Genomic DNA, 16,021 nt, shown 5'->3' with positions numbered 1-16,021 from the left:
GATGGCTTCGATGTCGTTTCCCCTGCTGACCGCGACAGCCGCGCTCCCGGCGCTGGGAGCGGTGGCCACGGCCGCCGTGCCGGCCCGGCAGCGCACCGCCGCCAAGTGGCTGGCCCTGGTGGTCTCCCTGGCCACGCTCGCGCTCGCGATCGTCGTCCTCGTCCGCTTCGACCCGGACGGCGCCCGCTACCAGCTCACCGAGTCCCACTCCTGGATCAGGGACTTCGGGGTGCGCTACGAACTGGGCGTGGACGGCATCGCGGTGGCCCTGGTCGGGCTGACCGCGCTGCTGATGCCGTTCATCGTGCTGGCGGGGTGGCACGACGCCGACCCCCTGGAGACGGGCAGCAGGCGGTGGCGGCCCACGCAGGGCTTCTTCGCGCTGATCCTGGCCGTCGAGGCGATGGTGATCATCTCCTTCGAGGCGACCGACGTCTTCGTCTTCTACATCTTCTTCGAAGCCATGCTGATCCCGATGTACTTCCTCATCGGCGGCTTCGGGGACCGGGCCCACAGCCAGGGCGAGGAGGCCGCGTCCACCCAGCGGTCGTACGCGGCCGTGAAGTTCCTCCTCTACAACCTGGCCGGCGGTCTGATCATGCTGGCCGCGGTGATCGGGCTGTACGTGGTCGCCGGGAGCTTCAGCCTCCAGGAGATCGTCCAGGCACGGGCCGACGGCTCGCTGACCATGGCGACCAGCACCGAACGGTGGCTGTTCCTCGGCTTCTTCTTCGCCTTCGCGGTGAAGGCGCCGCTGTGGCCGCTGCACACCTGGCTGCCCAACGCCATGCAGGAGTCCACCGCGCCGGTCGCCGTCCTCATCACGGCGGTGGTCGACAAGGTCGGCACCTTCGCCATGCTCCGCTTCTGCCTCCAGCTCTTCCCGGAGGCCTCGAAGTGGGCGACGCCGGTGATCCTCGTCCTCGCGCTGATCAGCATCGTCTACGGGGCGCTGCTCGCGGTCGGCCAGCGGGACATCAAGCGGCTGGTGGCGTACGCGTCTATCTCGCACTTCGGCTTCATCGTCATGGGGATCTTCGCCATGACGACCCAGGGCCAGTCCGGCGCCACCCTCTACATGGTCAACCACGGCATCTCGACGGCCGCGCTGATGCTGGTCGCGGGCTTCCTGATCTCCCGGCGCGGCTCCCGGCTCATCGCGGACTACGGCGGCGTGCAGAAGGTCGCCCCGGTGCTCGCCGGCACCTTCCTGATCGGCGGCCTGGCGACCCTCTCGCTGCCCGGACTGGCGCCGTTCGTCAGCGAGTTCCTGGTGCTGGTCGGCACCTTCAGCCGGTACCCGGTGATCGGGATCATCGCCACGGTCGGCATCGTGCTGGCCGCGCTGTACACGCTGGTGCTGTACCAGCGCACGATGACCGGGCCGGTGAAGCCGGAGGTCTCGGCGATGCCCGACCTGAAGGCGCGTGAGGTGCTGGTGGTCGCGCCGCTGATCGTGCTGCTGGTCCTCCTCGGCGTCTATCCGAAGCCGCTGACCGGCATCGTCGACCCGGCGGTCAAGCAGACCATGTCCGATGTCCAGCAGAAGGACCCCAAGCCCGCGGTGGAGGCGGCCAAGTGAGCGCAGCAGCCGTCCACAGCCTGTGGACAACGGCGGCCGATCCGATCTCGAAGATCGACGCGCCGAAGATCGAATACGGACAACTGTCGCCGACGCTGATCGTCTTCGGCGCCGCCCTCATCGGGGTGCTCGTCGAGGCGTTCGTGCCGCGCCGCTCCCGCTACCACGCCCAGGTGTTCGTCTCCGCCGTGGCGCTGTGCGCCGCCTTCGCCGCGGTCGTCGCGCTCGCGGCGGGCGGGTACGGCACCACCAAGGCGCACATCGCGGCCATGGGCGCGGTCGCGATGGACGGACCGGCGCTGTTCCTGGAGGGCACGATCCTGCTGGCCGCGCTGGTCGGCCTGTTCACCTTCGCCGAGCGCCGGCTCGACCCGGCGGCGCACGGCAACCGGGTCGACTCCTTCGCGGCGCAGGCCGCCTCCGTGCCGGGCGGTGAGGGTGAGCGGGCGGCGGTGAAGGCCGGGTTCACCACCACCGAGGTGTTCCCGCTGCTGCTCTTCGCGGTCGCGGGCATGCTGGTCTTCCCGGCGGCGAACGACCTGCTGACGCTGTTCGTCGCCCTGGAGGTGCTCTCCCTGCCGCTGTACCTGCTGTGCGCGCTGGCCCGCCGCAAGCGGCTGATGTCGCAGGAGGCCGCGGTCAAGTACTTCCTGCTGGGCGCGTTCGCCTCGGCGTTCACCCTGTTCGGCATCGCCCTGCTGTACGGCTACGCGGGCTCGGTGTCCTACGCGCGCATCGCGCAGGTCGTGGACGGCACGGTCAGCGGGGTCGATCCGGCGCTCGCGGACACCATGGGCAACGACGCACTGCTGCTGATCGGCATGGCGCTGCTGGTGATGGGCCTGCTGTTCAAGGTGGGCGCGGTGCCGTTCCACATGTGGACCCCGGACGTGTACCAGGGCGCCCCGACCCCGGTGACCGGCTTCATGGCGGCCGCGACCAAGGTGGCCGCGTTCGGCGCGCTGCTGCGGCTGCTGTACGTGGTGCTGCCGGGGCTGCGCTGGGACTGGCGGCCGGTGATGTGGGGCGTGGCGATCGTCACCATGCTGGGCGGCGCGATCGTCGCCATCACCCAGACCGACATCAAGCGGCTGCTGGCGTACTCGTCCATCGCGCACGCGGGCTTCATCCTCGCCGGTGTGATCGCGACGACGGAGGACGGGGTCTCGGCGGTCCTCTTCTACCTCGCCGGGTACTCCTTCGTGACGATCGGCGCCTTCGCCGTGGTCACCCTGGTCCGCGACGCGGGCGGCGAGGCGACGCACCTCTCCCAGTGGGCGGGTCTCGGCCGCCGCTCACCGCTGGTCGCCGCGGTCTTCGCCGTCTTCCTGCTCGCCTTCGCCGGTATCCCGCTGACCAGCGGCTTCGCGGGTAAGTTCGCGGTCTTCCGGGCGGCGGCGGAGGGCGGAGCGGCGCCTCTGGTCGTGGTCGGTGTCATCTCCTCGGCCATCGCCGCCTTCTTCTACATCCGTGTCATCGTCCTCATGTTCTTCAGCGATCCCCAGCCCGACGGCCCCACGGTCGCGGTCCCGTCCCCGCTGACCATGACCGCCATCGCGGTGGGCGTGGCGGTCACGGTGGTCCTGGGTGTGGCGCCCCAGTACTTCCTGGACCTGGCGGGGAGCGCGGGGGTGTTCGTCCGCTGACCCGGCCCCGGCTGCCCGGTGCTCCTTCGGGGGTGCCGGGCAGCGGTGTGTACGGGTCCGGTCTGTCTGGATTGTGGATAACTCCAGGGGCTGTCCGTGGCGGCGCCTATGGTGGAGGCGGTGGTCGAGGTGCGGCGCACGGCGTGGCGATGAGTGGGACAGGTGGGATCGGCGAGATGGCAGTGGTGACCGAGGGGCCGGGCGCGGACCGGAGTGAGGCGCTGGCCACGCTGCACCGGGTGTTCGGATACGACGCGTTCCGGGGGGAGCAGGAAGCGGTCATCGAGCATGTGGTGGCCGGCGGGGACGCGCTGGTGCTCATGCCGACCGGTGGCGGCAAGTCCCTGTGCTACCAGATCCCGGCGCTGGTCAGGCCGGGCACCGGTGTGGTGGTCTCGCCGCTGATCGCGCTCATGCAGGACCAGGTGGACGCGCTGCGCGCGCTGGGCGTGCGGGCGGGGTTCATTAACTCCACGCAAGGTTTCGACGAGCGCCGCACGGTGGAGGCCGAGTTCCTCGCCGGTGAGCTGGACCTGCTCTACCTGGCCCCGGAGCGGCTGCGCGTGGAGGCCACGCTCGACCTGCTCTCCCGCGGCAGGATCTCCGTCTTCGCCATCGACGAGGCGCACTGCGTCTCCCAGTGGGGCCACGACTTCCGCCCCGACTACCTGAACCTCTCGCTGCTCGGCGAGCGCTGGCCGGACGTGCCCCGGATCGCCCTGACGGCTACGGCCACCCGCGCCACCCACCAGGAGATCACCCAGCGGCTGAACCTCCCCGAGGCCCGGCACTTCGTCGCCAGCTTCGACCGCCCCAACATCCAGTACCGCATCGTCCCCAAGGCCGACCCGAAGAAGCAGCTCCTCGCCTTCCTCCGAGAGGAGCACGCGGGCGACGCCGGCATCGTCTACTGCCTCTCCCGCAACTCCGTCGAGCGCACCGCCGAGTTCCTCACCGCGGGCGGCATCGCGGCCGTCCCGTACCACGCGGGTCTGGACGCGGCCACGCGCGCCCGGCACCAGTCCCGGTTCCTGCGCGAGGAGGGCCTGGTGGTCGTCGCCACCATCGCCTTCGGCATGGGCATCGACAAGCCCGACGTCCGCTTCGTCGCCCACCTCGACCTGCCCAAGTCCATCGAGGGCTACTACCAGGAGACCGGCCGCGCGGGCCGCGACGGACTGCCCTCCACGGCGTGGATGGCGTACGGCCTGAACGACGTCGTGCAGCAGCGCAAGCTGATCCAGTCCGGCGAGGGGGACGAGGCGTTCCGCCGCCGGGCCGCCTCCCACCTGGACGCGATGCTCGCCCTGTGCGAGACCGTCCGGTGCCGCCGGGGCCAGCTCCTCGCCTACTTCGGCCAGGACCCCGCCGAGGACGGCTGCGGCAACTGCGACACCTGTCTCACCCCGCCCGAGACCTGGGACGGCACGGTGGCCGCGCAGAAGGTCCTCTCCACCGTGGTGCGGCTGCAGCGCGAGCGCGGCCAGAAGTTCGGCACCGTGCAGATCGTGGACATCCTGCTCGGCAAACGCACCGCCAAGGTGATCCAGTTCGACCACGACCAGCTCTCCGTCTTCGGCATCGGCGATGACCTCGCCGAGGGCGAATGGCGTGGCGTGGTGCGGCAGTTGCTGGCGCAGGGGCTGCTGGCCGTGGAGGGGGAGTACGGCACGCTGGTGCTCACCGAGGCCAGCGGCGAGGTGCTGCGCCGCGAGCGCGAGGTGCCGCTGCGCAAGGAGCCCAAGCGCCCGACCACGGCCCGGGCCGCCGGCCGGGGCGACCGCAAGAGCAGGGCGGCGGCGGCCGAGCTGCCCGCCGAGCTGGTCCCCGTCTTCGAGGCGCTGCGCGCCTGGCGCGCGGAGCAGGCGAAGGAGCAGGGCGTCCCGGCGTACGTCATCTTCCACGACGCCACGCTCCGCGAGATCGCCGGCAGCCGCCCCCGCTCGGTGGCCGAGCTGGGCACGCTGAACGGGGTCGGCGAGAAGAAGCTCGCCACGTACGGCGAGGGGGTGCTGGCGGTGCTGGAGGCCCAGTCGTCCCCTGCCGGCGCCCCGGAAGCGGCACCGAAGGCCCCGGCCGGCCCCGTCCCGGCGCCCGTCGCCGATTCCCCCGACCTGCACTGGCCCGAGGGCGAGGAGGAGCCCGACTGGTCCTGACCGGCGGGTCTAGGCCAGCGCCGTCAGCCCCGGCGCGAACGTGATCAGCAGCGGCAGCAACGGCACCAGCGCCGCCACGGCCGCGGTCAGTGCCCGGTGTCCGCGCGGCAGCCGGGGCGGTGGCTCCAGCAGCCGGTCGACCCGCTCCCCGAGCAGCCGGCGGCTGGAGGCGCAGGACAGCACACCCCGGTGCTGGTTCAGCTCGATCAGCGCCAGCGCGGTGGTGACGTGCCCGCAGCGCCGCGAGGCGGCGTCGTCGGCGGCCAGCTCCACCAGCCGGTGCGTCTGGTCGCAGAAGTGGGCGAAGAGCGGGATGCGCGGAAAGCCCGTGGCGAGCGCGCTGGACAGATGCAGCAGCCAGTCGTGGTGGGCGCGGGCGTGCCCGCGCTCATGGGTGAGCACCGCGTCGACCTGGTGCCCGGTGAGCCGCTGCAGCGCGCCCGTGGTCACCACCAGCTGCGCCGGATGGCCGGGCATCCACCAGGCGTCCGGGTACTCGTCCTCCAGCACCAGCAGCGGACCACGCGCCGGCGGCAGCCCGCCGGGCAGGTCCGGAGCCCGCTCCCGCAGCTGCGCGCGGGCCACCCCGCGCCGCCGCCGCGCCTCGGTCAGCTCGCGGCCCAGCATCGCCGTGGTCCAGGCCGCGCCGGCGGCCAGCAGCAGGGTCAGGGCGGCGGCCCAGGCCGGTGCGGCCGACAGGTCGTAGGCGGCGGTCACGGCGGGCGGGGCCGGGGCGAAGACGTGGTCGCGGACGGTGTGGAAGACGGCCGCCGCGCCCAGGACCAGCGCGGTCAGGCAGCACAGCAGCACCGTGGCGACCAGGCACTGCCACACCCAGAGCGCCACCACCGGCTCCCGCTCCGGCCACGCGGCACGGGTCAGCGCCCGGGGCGCCGGTACGGCGGCGGCCAGGGCGAGGACGGTCAGCAGGAGCAGGCAGACGGTCATGCCGGGGCTCCGGTTCCTGGTCGGACGTGCCTGGTCGGAAGGGTGCGCGGCCCGCCGCGGAGCAGGGTGCGGGCCGCCTGTTGCGTACACCGCCAGTATGACGGCCCGCGCCCGCCGAAGACAGGCGTACGGCCGCACACCCGCCCCTGCATCCGGCCCCGCCTCAGCCGCCGGCGATCCGGCCCTCGACCTCGCCCAGCCCGATCCGTCCCCCGTCCTTCCCCGGTGCCCACGCCGTGAGGGTCACCACGTCCCCGTCCTCCAGGAACGCCCGCTTGCCGTCGGCGAGATCGAGCGGGTCACGGCCGTTCCAGGTCAGCTCCAGCAGCGACCCCCGCTGCCCCTGACCGGGACCGCTGACCGTGCCCGAGGCGTAGAGGTCGCCGGTGCGCAGCGAGGCACCGTTCACCGTGAGGTGGGCGAGCTGCTGGGCGGCGGTCCAGTACATGGTGGAGAAGGGCGGCTCGGCCACCACCTGGCCGTTGACGGCGACGGAGATCCGCAGGTCGTAGCCGCCGGGCTCGACGCCGGGTGCGGAGTCGTCGAGGTAGGGCAGCAGCGGGTGGGTGCGCTCGGGCGGGGCCACCCGCGCGTCCTCCAGCGCGGCCAGCGGGGTGATCCACGCCGAGACCGAGGTGGCGAAGGACTTGCCGAGGAAGGGCCCGAGGGGCACGTACTCCCACGCCTGGATGTCGCGCGCGGACCAGTCGTTGAGCAGGCAGAGACCGAAGACGTGGTCCCGGAACCCGGTCAGCGGGACCGGCGTGCCCTGCGCGGAGGGCACGCCCACCACGAAGCCGACCTCCGCCTCGATGTCCAGCCGGATCGAGGGTCCGAAGACCGGTGCCGGGTCGGCGGGGGCCTTGCGCTGGCCGCGGGGGCGGACCACATCGGTGCCGGATACCACGATCGTGCCCGCACGGCCGTGGTAACCGATCGGCAGGTGCTTCCAGTTGGGGGTGAGTGGGTCGGGGGAGTCGGGGCGGAAGATCTGGCCGACGTTGCGGGCGTGGTGCTCGGAGGCGTAGAAGTCGACGTAGTCGGCCACCTCGAAGGGCAGGTGCAGGGCGACCTGCGACAGCTCGTGGAAGTGGGGCTCGACGGCAGCCCGGTGCGCGGGCAGCGTGACCCACCCGGTGAGGGCCGCGCGCACCTCGGACCAGACGGCGGGCCCGGCGGCCAGCAGCGCATTGAGGTTCGGCGCGGTGAGCAGGTCCGCGTGCGGGAAGTCCAGCGCGCGGGCGGCGCCGCCCGCGTCCAGGACGTGGTCGCCGAGCCGGACACCGACCCGGCGACCGGTGCCGTCGGTGTGGTCGGCGGGCGAGAACACGCCATAGGGAAGGTTGTGCGGACCGAAGGGGTCGCCCTCGGGAACGTCGAACGGTGGCACGGGGGGCATGGGGTGCTGCCTCACTCTCATCCGCTTCGGCCTGGGTTGATGATCCATAGCGTCGGGCCACACGTTACGGCCGGAAGCGGTGTGTTGGGCAGGGCGCGGCGGCCGGCGGGAGCCGTGTCTAAAGAGTTCGCAATGCCCGAATAGCACTTGTCGGAGGGAAGTGTTCCGGCTTAGCGTCCTCCGGGGGACACGGACGGGGTGGGTCCGGTCCGAAGCGGAGACACGTGGGGGGACCCGTGGCCGGAAGACGCTTTGGCGCGCCCGTCGAGGCGGACTGCGAAGTGCCGGGCCTGATAGTCAAGTTCGGCGGATATCCGCTGCACCACGGCGGTGTCGGCGCGATCCGCAGCCTCGGCCGGCTGGGTGTGCCGATGTACGCCGTCACCGAGGACCCGTACACCCCGGCCGCGGCCTCCCGCTATCTGGAGCGGGCCTTCGTCTGGCCGACCACCGGCGCGGAGGAGCCGGAGCACCTGGTGGAGGGGCTGCGCCGGATCGGCCGCCGCATCGGCCGCCCCGCCGTGCTGATCCCGACCGACGAGGAAGCGGCCGTACTGATCGCCGAGCACCAGGACGAGCTGTGCGGCGCCTTCCTCTTCCCGCCCGTCGACCCGGCCCTGCCGAGGCGGCTGGCCAGCAAGCAGGGACTGCACGAGCTGTGCGAGGAGCACGGCGTCGCGAGCCCCGCGACCGTCTTCCCGTCCTCGTACGACGAGGTCGTGGCCTTCGCCGACGAGGCGCTGTTCCCGGTGGTGGCCAAGAACCGGGAGGCGTTCGTCCGGCGCAGCCGCCCCGCCGTGGGCGGCACCACCCGGATCGGCAGCCGCTCCGCTCTGCTGGCCCTCGCCCGCGACTGGGGCGACGACCCCGGTGTGATCCTCCAGGAGTACCTGCCGAGGGAGGCGGCCGAGGACTGGATCGTGCACGCCTGCTTCGACGCGGACGCGAACCCGCTCGCCGTCTTCACCGGGGTCAAGGTCCGCTCCTGGCCCCCGCACGCGGGCATGACGGCCCACGCCTACGTCGTCGACAACCCCGAACTCGCCGATCTGGCGACGAGGTTCGTCAAGCAGCTCGGCTTCGCCGGCGTCGTCGACCTCGACCTGCGCTTCGACCGCCGCGACGGCCAGTACAAGCTGCTGGACTTCAACCCCCGGATGGGCGCCCAGTTCCGGCTCTTCGAGAGCGAGTCGGGCGTGGACGTCGTACGGGCCCTGCACCTGAACCTCACCGGCCGGGCCGTCCCCGAGGGGGAGCAGCGGGCCGGGCGGCGTTTCGTCGTGGAGAACATCGACCTGCCCGCGCTGCTCGCCTACCGGCGCAGTGGCTACACCACGCCGTCCGCCCCCGTACGTGCCGAGGGCACGGAGCTGGCGTGGCTGGCGGGCGACGACCCGATGCCGTTCCTCACGATGCTCGCCCGCTTCGGCCGCCCCGGCGCCAAGCACCTGTACCAGCTCTGGCGGACCAGCCGCCGGGGCGGCGGCCCCGCGCGGCCCGCGAAGTAGGCGGGGTCACGCACCCGCACGGCGTGCCGGCCGCCGCCCGTTTGCGGGCGCGCGGAGCTGAGCGGCGTCAACTCCGTTATCGGGGTGGTGAATCGGGAGGACGGGTGATCCGTATTCTCTGATCATGGCCGCTCCATCCCCTCTCTTCCGTCCCTCGCTCATCGCCACCGACCTGGACGGGACGCTCCTGCGCGGTGACGACACGGTCTCCGCCAGATCGCTCGCCGCGCTCGCGGAGGCGGCACGGGCCGGGGCCCGGCACCTGGTGGTGACGGGCCGTCCCGCGCCCCGCGTGCGCCCCCTGCTGGCCGCGCTCGGCGGTACCGGTCTCGCGGTGTGCGCGCAGGGTGCCCAGGTGTACGACGCCGCCACCGGCGCCCTGCTGTGGTCGGTCCAGCTGGACCGGGAACTGGCCGAGACCGCGCTCGGCAAGATCGAGGCCGAGGTCGGCCAGGTGCACGCGGCCGCCGACCAGGACGGCGTCGACGGGCTGACCCTGATCGAGGCCGGCTACCGGATGCCGCATCCGACCCTGCCCGCGGTACGGGTGGAGCGGCGCGAGCAGCTCTGGCGGGCGCCGATCAGCAAGGTCCTGCTGCGCCACGACCGGCTGTCCGACGACGAACTGGCGGCCACCGCCCGCTCGGTCGTCGGCTCGCTGGCCACGGTCACCATGTCGGGCCCCGGCACGGTCGAGCTGCAGCCCTGCGGGATCACCAAGGCGACCGGTCTCGCGCTGGCCGCCGGGCATCTGGGCCTCGGCGGCGCGGACACCGTCGCCTTCGGTGACATGCCGAACGACATCCCCATGTTCCGGTGGGCGGCCCACGGCGTCGCGATGGCCGGCGCCCACCCGGAACTGAAGGCGGTCGCCGACGAGGTCACCCTCTCCAACGAGGAGGACGGGGTGGCCGTCGTCCTGGAGCGCCTGTTCGCCCCCTGAAGCCGACAGCGCCCCCGCCGCACGCGTGAGGCGTGGGACGGGGGCGCCGCGACGGCCGTACCGGCTCAGTACGCGCTGTTGACGTTGTCGATCGAGCCGTAGCGGTGGTACGCGTAGTTGCAGGCGGCGGTGATGTTGGCGACCGGGTCGTACGGGTCGAAGGACGTCCCGGCGACGTGGTACGTCCGGAAGGTCGGGTCGATCACCTGGAGCAGGCCCTTGGACGGGGTGCCGTTGACGGCGTTGATGTCCCAGTTGTTGATGGCGAGCGGGTTGCCCGAGGACTCGCGCATCACGTTGCGGTGGATGCCGTCGTAGGTGCCCGGTATGCCCTTCTGGGCCATGATCGCCAGGGACTGGCGGATCCAGCCGTCGAGGTTGTTCGGGTACGCGGCGGAGGCGGCGGGCTTGGCGGCCGGGGCGGCGGAGGCGCTGGTGGCGCCGACGAGGGGGAGCGCGAACATCGCGGCACCGGTACCGGCGACGGCGAGCGTGCGGACGAGGCGCTTGGTGCGGGCACGGCGCGGCTGAGCAGCAGCAGACATGTCGGTGTTTCCTCTCCGTCGCCTGCGAGGTGAGCTGTCGGGTTCGGGCGGGGAGGTGCCCGGCCGCGTCGCCCCCGGTGCCCGACGGGCACCGGGGGCGATGTCGGCTTCACCCCGAGCCGTCCCGGCGCGACACGGGTCGCACCGGTCCGGCGGCTTACCTGGGTCCCCCGCTCCTGCCGTACGAATGAGTTCGTGGGTGGGTGTGTCAGACGCGGCAGGATTCGGCGTTCGCCTGACAGGGCGGGAACGTATGCGACCGCACATGTCCGGAACAAGTACCGGATTAACCCAAAGCGCTAGTTGACCTTGGTGTGTCCGGAATGGCCCGCTTGATCCTTTGTGGTCGCCACCGCTCAACTTCCTTGCCGGGAAAGGCGGGAAGGGGGTGAGGGGGGATCGTGCGGGGGTATTCCCGGCCGGGTGGTCCGCGTGAGCCAACTCACGGAATCGCAAAATACGCAAAATCAGACATGGGGGATTATGTGGATTTGAGGCGTCTATGCGTATCAAGGGTTATTGGTCCCCCGTGGCCGGAACCTCGCGGGCTCTCCCGTTCGTTGGCCTGGTGTGACCCCGGAGTGCCGGATCGTCCGGCCGACTACTCCCATACCGTCCGTCGTCCACCCATCCGGTACACGACGGACGAAATCCGATACCTCACCAGCTGGACCGGTGGGTGCGATCGGTGATCGAAAGAGGACCGGATACGCTGACTTGACTGATGGCAGCGACCTATCGACAAGCCGTGAAGTCGCCAGCAGACACCAGCAGACAGGAGAACCTCGTGACCGTCGTCGGGCCGTTCGGGCTGAGCGTGCGGGACCAGGCACTGGAAGCCGATGTCCAGGCCGGACTGGCGGCTGTCGAGGCGGGCCTGCTAGAAGCCACCAAGAGCGACGTCCCCTTCATCACCGGGTCCGCGCAGCACCTGGTGCGGGCCGGCGGCAAGCGGTTCCGCCCGCTGCTCGTGCTGCTGTCCGCCCAGTTCGGTGACGGGCACGCCCCGCGCGTCATCCCCTCGGCCGTCGTCGTCGAGCTGACCCACCTGGCCACGCTCTACCACGACGACGTCATGGACGAGGCGACCGTGCGACGCGGCGTGGACAGCGCCAACACCCGCTGGGGCAACTCCGTCGCGGTGCTCACCGGCGACTTCCTCTTCGCCCGTGCCACGCAGATACTCGCCGATCTCGGCCCCGAGGCCGTCCGGGTGCAGGCCCTCGCCTTCGAGCGCCTCGTCACCGGCCAGATAATGGAGACCGCGGGTCCCCAGGACGGCCGCGACCCGGTCGAGCACTACCTCGACGTGCTCTCCGGCAAGACGGGCTCGCTGGTCGCCGTCTCCTGCCGGTTCGGTGCCATGATGTCCGGCGCCGACGAGAGCGTGATCGACGTGCTCGCCCAGTACGGCGAGCGGCTCGGCGTCGCCTTCCAGCTCGCCGACGACGTTCTGGACATCGCCTCCGAGTCCGACGAGTCCGGCAAGACCCCCGGCACCGACCTGCGCGAGGGCGTGCCCACGCTGCCCGTGCTCCGGCTGCGCGAGCGCGCCGCCCGGCTGGGCGAGCCCGCCGACCTCGCGCTGTGCGAGCTGCTGGACTCCGACCTCAGCGACGACGCCCGGCTCGCCGAGGCGCTCACCGCCCTGCGCGCCCACCCCGCGCTGGACCAGGCCCGCCGTGACGCGGTCCGGTACGCGGAGGAGGCCCGCGCGGCCCTCGCCCCGCTGCCGGACTGCTCGGCCAAGACGGCGCTGATCGAGCTCTGCGACGCCGTGGTCCACCGGGCCGGCTAAGGGCTGTCCCGTACCCCCGGCGGACGCGCGACGCCGGCCACGGCGCCCCGCCGCTTTGCCGGATCGCCCGCACCCGCCCGGTATGAGGACGGCCCTCCGCCTCGCGGCGCACCGCGTCCGACGCCGCGCGCCGGTCCACCTGGGATCACGGGACAGGGCACCCGCCCGACCCCTACGGGTCGGCGTGGGCGTCCGGCGCGTAGGTCATACCGCAGGTGTAGGCCGAGTTGGCTCCGTGGGCTGACGCCGCAGGACTGCCGAATTGGTCTGATGGGAACCAGGGAAACCACCACCCCTCACCGATCCGGGTGAGAATGGCGGCTCGGGTGGACCCCGCAGAGCGCAGCCGCCGCCGACGACGGAGGTAAGGCAGACATGGCCCCGTACGAATCCGACCACGCGACCGGCACCGGACCCGACGAGGACCCGCGTACCGGCCGCCGCAAGGCCGCCAGGTACGTCGTGCCCGTCGCGGTGGTGGGTGTCGCGGCCGCCACCATCGGACTGGTCCCGGCGCTCGCCGCCTCCGGCGACCCGGACCTGCCGGAGATCACCGCGCAGCAGCTCGTCGAGAAGATCGCCAAGTCCGACGTCCAGCGGATGTCCGGCACCGTCAAGATCAGCACCGACCTCGGCCTGCCCGACCTCGGCAGCCTCCAGAACGCGATGGGCTCCGCCCAGGGCGGCGACGGCTCCTCCGCCGACCCGCGGACCAGGCTGACCGAGCTGGCGTCCGGCACCCACACCCTGCGCGTGGCCGCCGACGGTCCCGAGAAGCAGAAGGTCTCGCTGCTGGAGCGCGACGCCGAGTACAGCCTCATCCACGACGGCAAGGACGTGTGGGGCTACGACAGCGCGAGCAACGAGGTCTTCCACACCACGGACCCGGACCCCGGTGAGAAGCCTGGGCACCGGCCCGGCGCCACGCCCGACGACTTCGCCGAGGAGGCGCTGAAGTCGGTCGACGCCACCACCTCGGTCACCGTCGACGGCACCGCCCGCATCGCCGGCCGGGACGCCTACCAGCTCGTGATCAAGCCCAGGCAGTCCGGCTCCACGGTCCGAGACGTCACCATCGGCGTCGACGCGAAGACCGGCCTGCCGCTGAAGTTCACCCTCACCCCGAAGAGCGGCGGCGCCCCCGTCCTCGACGCGGGCTTCACCAAGGTCTCCTTCGCCGCCCCGCCCGCCTCCACCTTCGACTTCCGCCCGCCCAAGGGCGCGAAGGTGACCGAGGAGAAGCCGGGCGGGCACGAGCACGCCCCCGGCATCGGCGGGCAGTTCACGCCGGGCGACCTCGGCGGTGCCGACACCATCGGCGAGGGCTGGACCACCATCGCCACGTTCGACACCGGCGCCGAGGGCGGCAAGACCTCGCTGCCCGGCGGCCCGATGGGCGGCTTCCTCGGCTCGCTCGGCGACCAGGTCTCCGGCGGATTCGGAAAGGGCACCGTCTTCTCCACCCGCCTGGTCAACGCCCTGATCACCGACGACGGCAAGGTCTACGCGGGCGCGGTCACCAAGGACGCCCTGGTCAAGGCGGCCGACGCGGACAAGTGACCCGCCCGCCGGACCACCCGGGACACGAGGGGAACCGATGGAGCCACCGTCAGCCACGGGGTACGAGGCCGCGCCCGTCATCGCCACGCGCGGCCTCACCAAGCGGTACCGGGGCGGACAGCTCGCCGTGGACGGCCTGGACCTGACCGTCCCGGCGGGCAGCGTCTTCGGCTTCCTCGGCCCCAACGGCTCGGGCAAGACCACCACCATCCGCATGCTGATGGGCCTGATCGAACCGACCTCGGGCACCGCGCACGTCCTGGGCCGCCCCATGCCGGGCGCCACCCGCGCCGTCCTGCCCGAGGTCGGCGCCCTCATCGAGGGCCCCGCGCTCTACGGCTTCCTCTCCGGCCGGGACAACCTGCTGCGCTACGACGCCGCGGACCCGGCCGCCGACCCCCGTACCCGGCGGGCCCGCACCGCCGCCGCGCTGGAGCGGGTGGGGCTCGCCGCGGCCGGGGGCAAGAAGGCGAGGGCGTACTCGCTCGGTATGAAGCAGCGCCTCGGCCTGGCCGCCGCGCTGCTCCGGCCGCGCCGCCTGCTCGTGCTGGTCGAGCCCACCAACGGGCTCGACCCGCAGGGGATGCGCGAGATCCGCGGCCTGATCCGGGAACTGGCCGCCGACGGGACCACCGTCTTCCTCTCCTCCCACCTCCTCGACGAGATCGAGCAGGTCTGCACCCACGCGGCGGTGATGACCCGCGGCCGGCTCGTGATCCAGGGCGCGGTGCCGACCTGTCCGCCGGGGCGCGCCGCCGGCTCGCCGTGACCACCCCGGACCCGGCCGACGCGGCCCGTGTGCTCGAGGAGCAGGGCGTCACCGGCCTCACCGTGACCGGCGAGACGGTCACCGGGGAACCGCCCGACCGCGACCTCGCCGAGGTGAACGCCGCCCTGGTCGCCGCGGGCGTGCGGGTACGGGGGTTCACGCCGGAACGAGCCTCGCTGGAGGACGCGTTCGTGGCACTGACCGGAGAGGGCTTCGATGTCGCGGGCTGAGACCACCCACCCGGGCGCGCCCCGGCCGCTGTGGACCTTCGGGTTGCTGCGCAGCGAGCTGGTGACCACCCTGCGGCGCCTGCGGACGCTGGTGCTGCTCGCGGTACTGGCCGCGGTGCCGGTGCTGATCGGGATCGCGGTGCGGGCCGAGACGGGAGGCGGCGGGAGCGCGGACCGGGGCGGTGAGGGGCCGGCGTTCATCGCTCAGGTCACCAACAACGGGCTGTTCCTGGTCTTCACCGCGCTCGCGGCGACCCTGCCGTTCTTCCTGCCGATGGCCGTCGGGGTGATCGCCGGGGACGCGGTGGCGGGGGAGGCGGGCGCGGGCACGCTGCGCTATCTGCTGGTCGCCCCGGCCGGCCGTACCCGGCTGCTGCTGACCAAGTACGCGACCGTGCTGGCCTTCTGCCTGCTGGCCACCCTGGTCGTCGCGGTGTCCGCGCTGGCCGTGGGCGCGCTGCTGTTCCCGCTGGGCGAGGTGACGACGATCTCCGGCACCCGGATCGGCTTCGGCGAGGGCCTGCTCCGCGCGCTGCTGATCGCCCTGGTGGTGGCCGCCTCGCTGGTCGGGGTGGCGGCGCTCGGGCTCTTCGTGTCGACGCTGACCAACAGCGGGATCGCGGCCATGGCGACCACGGTGGGGCTGCTGATCACCGTCCAGATCCTCGACCAGATCCCGCAGCTCCACGCGATCCAGCCGTACCTGTTCTCCCACTACTGGCTGTCCTTCGCCGACCTCCTGCGCGACCCGGTCCTCTGGGACGACCTGCGCCGCGACCTGGTCCTCCAGGGGATCTACGCGGCGGTGTTCGGCACGGCCGCGTGGGCGCGGTTCACGGCGAAGGACATCACGGCCTGAGGGCTGTCGTCGCGCGCCCGCCGGGGACGACGGGACAGCCCTCGGGATCTTTCGTCCGGATCGGTCGGGGCACGTGGT

General features: G+C 72.4%; 11 protein-coding genes and 1 pseudogene. 9 read left to right on the top strand and 3 right to left on the bottom strand.

Annotation, left to right across the window (positions count from 1 at the left end):
• Positions 1 to 10: 10 nt before the first annotated feature.
• The 3 genes from ACWCV3_RS04165 (at position 11) to recQ (ending at position 5,384) form a co-directional block, all read left to right on the top strand.
• Positions 11 to 1,582: an NADH-quinone oxidoreductase subunit M gene (locus tag ACWCV3_RS04165; protein ID WP_451218004.1), complete on the top strand. Its 1,572-nt coding sequence runs from the start codon at positions 11 to 13 to the stop codon at positions 1,580 to 1,582.
• Complete coding sequence (gene nuoN, locus ACWCV3_RS04160; protein ID WP_451218002.1) at positions 1,579 to 3,228, top strand: NADH-quinone oxidoreductase subunit NuoN; 1,650 nt, start codon at positions 1,579 to 1,581, stop codon at positions 3,226 to 3,228. The genes ACWCV3_RS04165 and nuoN overlap by 4 nt, the downstream gene beginning before the upstream one ends.
• A gap of 149 nt (positions 3,229 to 3,377) precedes the next feature.
• Entirely contained in the window at positions 3,378 to 5,384 is a 2,007-nt protein-coding gene (gene recQ / locus ACWCV3_RS04155; protein ID WP_451217999.1) for a DNA helicase RecQ, read from the top strand.
• A 9-nt stretch (positions 5,385 to 5,393) separates the two neighbouring features.
• On the opposite strand, the gene ACWCV3_RS04150 is transcribed toward recQ, so the two are convergent.
• Together ACWCV3_RS04150 and fahA are read right to left on the bottom strand one after the other, a co-directional pair.
• Positions 5,394 to 6,332, bottom strand: a complete 939-nt coding sequence (locus tag ACWCV3_RS04150; protein ID WP_451217996.1) for a M56 family metallopeptidase — start codon at positions 6,330 to 6,332, stop codon at positions 5,394 to 5,396.
• 163 nt (positions 6,333 to 6,495) lie between these two features.
• Positions 6,496 to 7,722 (bottom strand): fumarylacetoacetase, encoded by a 1,227-nt coding sequence (gene fahA / locus ACWCV3_RS04145; protein WP_451218241.1) that lies wholly within the window; start codon positions 7,720 to 7,722, stop codon positions 6,496 to 6,498.
• 245 nt (positions 7,723 to 7,967) lie between these two features.
• On the opposite strand from fahA, the gene ACWCV3_RS04140 reads away from it, so the two are divergent.
• Positions 7,968 to 9,239 carry a carboxylate--amine ligase gene (locus tag ACWCV3_RS04140; RefSeq protein WP_451217993.1) on the top strand — a complete coding sequence of 424 codons (1,272 nt, stop codon included), beginning with the start codon at positions 7,968 to 7,970 and terminating at the stop codon, positions 9,237 to 9,239.
• A gap of 124 nt (positions 9,240 to 9,363) precedes the next feature.
• Entirely contained in the window at positions 9,364 to 10,182 is an 819-nt protein-coding gene (locus tag ACWCV3_RS04135; RefSeq protein WP_451217990.1) for an HAD family hydrolase, read from the top strand.
• A 65-nt stretch (positions 10,183 to 10,247) separates the two neighbouring features.
• Here the strand turns inward: ACWCV3_RS04135 and ACWCV3_RS04130 are convergent, their stop codons facing one another.
• A complete protein-coding gene (locus ACWCV3_RS04130) occupies positions 10,248 to 10,727 on the bottom strand; it encodes a transglycosylase SLT domain-containing protein (RefSeq protein WP_451217987.1) in 480 nt (159 codons plus the stop codon).
• 787 nt (positions 10,728 to 11,514) lie between these two features.
• Between ACWCV3_RS04130 and ACWCV3_RS04125 the strand changes: the two genes are divergently transcribed.
• From ACWCV3_RS04125 to ACWCV3_RS04110, 4 genes and pseudogenes are all read left to right on the top strand, one after another.
• Complete coding sequence (locus tag ACWCV3_RS04125) at positions 11,515 to 12,525, top strand: polyprenyl synthetase family protein (protein ID WP_451218238.1); 1,011 nt, start codon at positions 11,515 to 11,517, stop codon at positions 12,523 to 12,525.
• Positions 12,526 to 12,900: 375 nt separating this feature from the next.
• Positions 12,901 to 14,085: a LolA family protein gene (locus ACWCV3_RS04120; RefSeq protein ID WP_451217984.1), complete on the top strand. Its 1,185-nt coding sequence runs from the start codon at positions 12,901 to 12,903 to the stop codon at positions 14,083 to 14,085.
• Positions 14,086 to 14,122: 37 nt separating this feature from the next.
• A pseudogene (locus tag ACWCV3_RS04115) lies at positions 14,123 to 15,084 on the top strand (ABC transporter ATP-binding protein).
• Positions 15,071 to 15,943, top strand: coding sequence for an ABC transporter permease (locus ACWCV3_RS04110; RefSeq protein ID WP_451217981.1), 873 nt, complete (start codon positions 15,071 to 15,073; stop codon positions 15,941 to 15,943). The pseudogene ACWCV3_RS04115 and the gene ACWCV3_RS04110 overlap by 14 nt, the downstream one beginning before the upstream one ends.
• The last annotated feature ends 78 nt before the right edge of the window (positions 15,944 to 16,021 follow it).

It is taken from the genome of Streptomyces sp. NPDC001781 (genome assembly GCF_053596035.1).
This window is presented reverse-complemented; position numbering and strand designations above follow the sequence as displayed.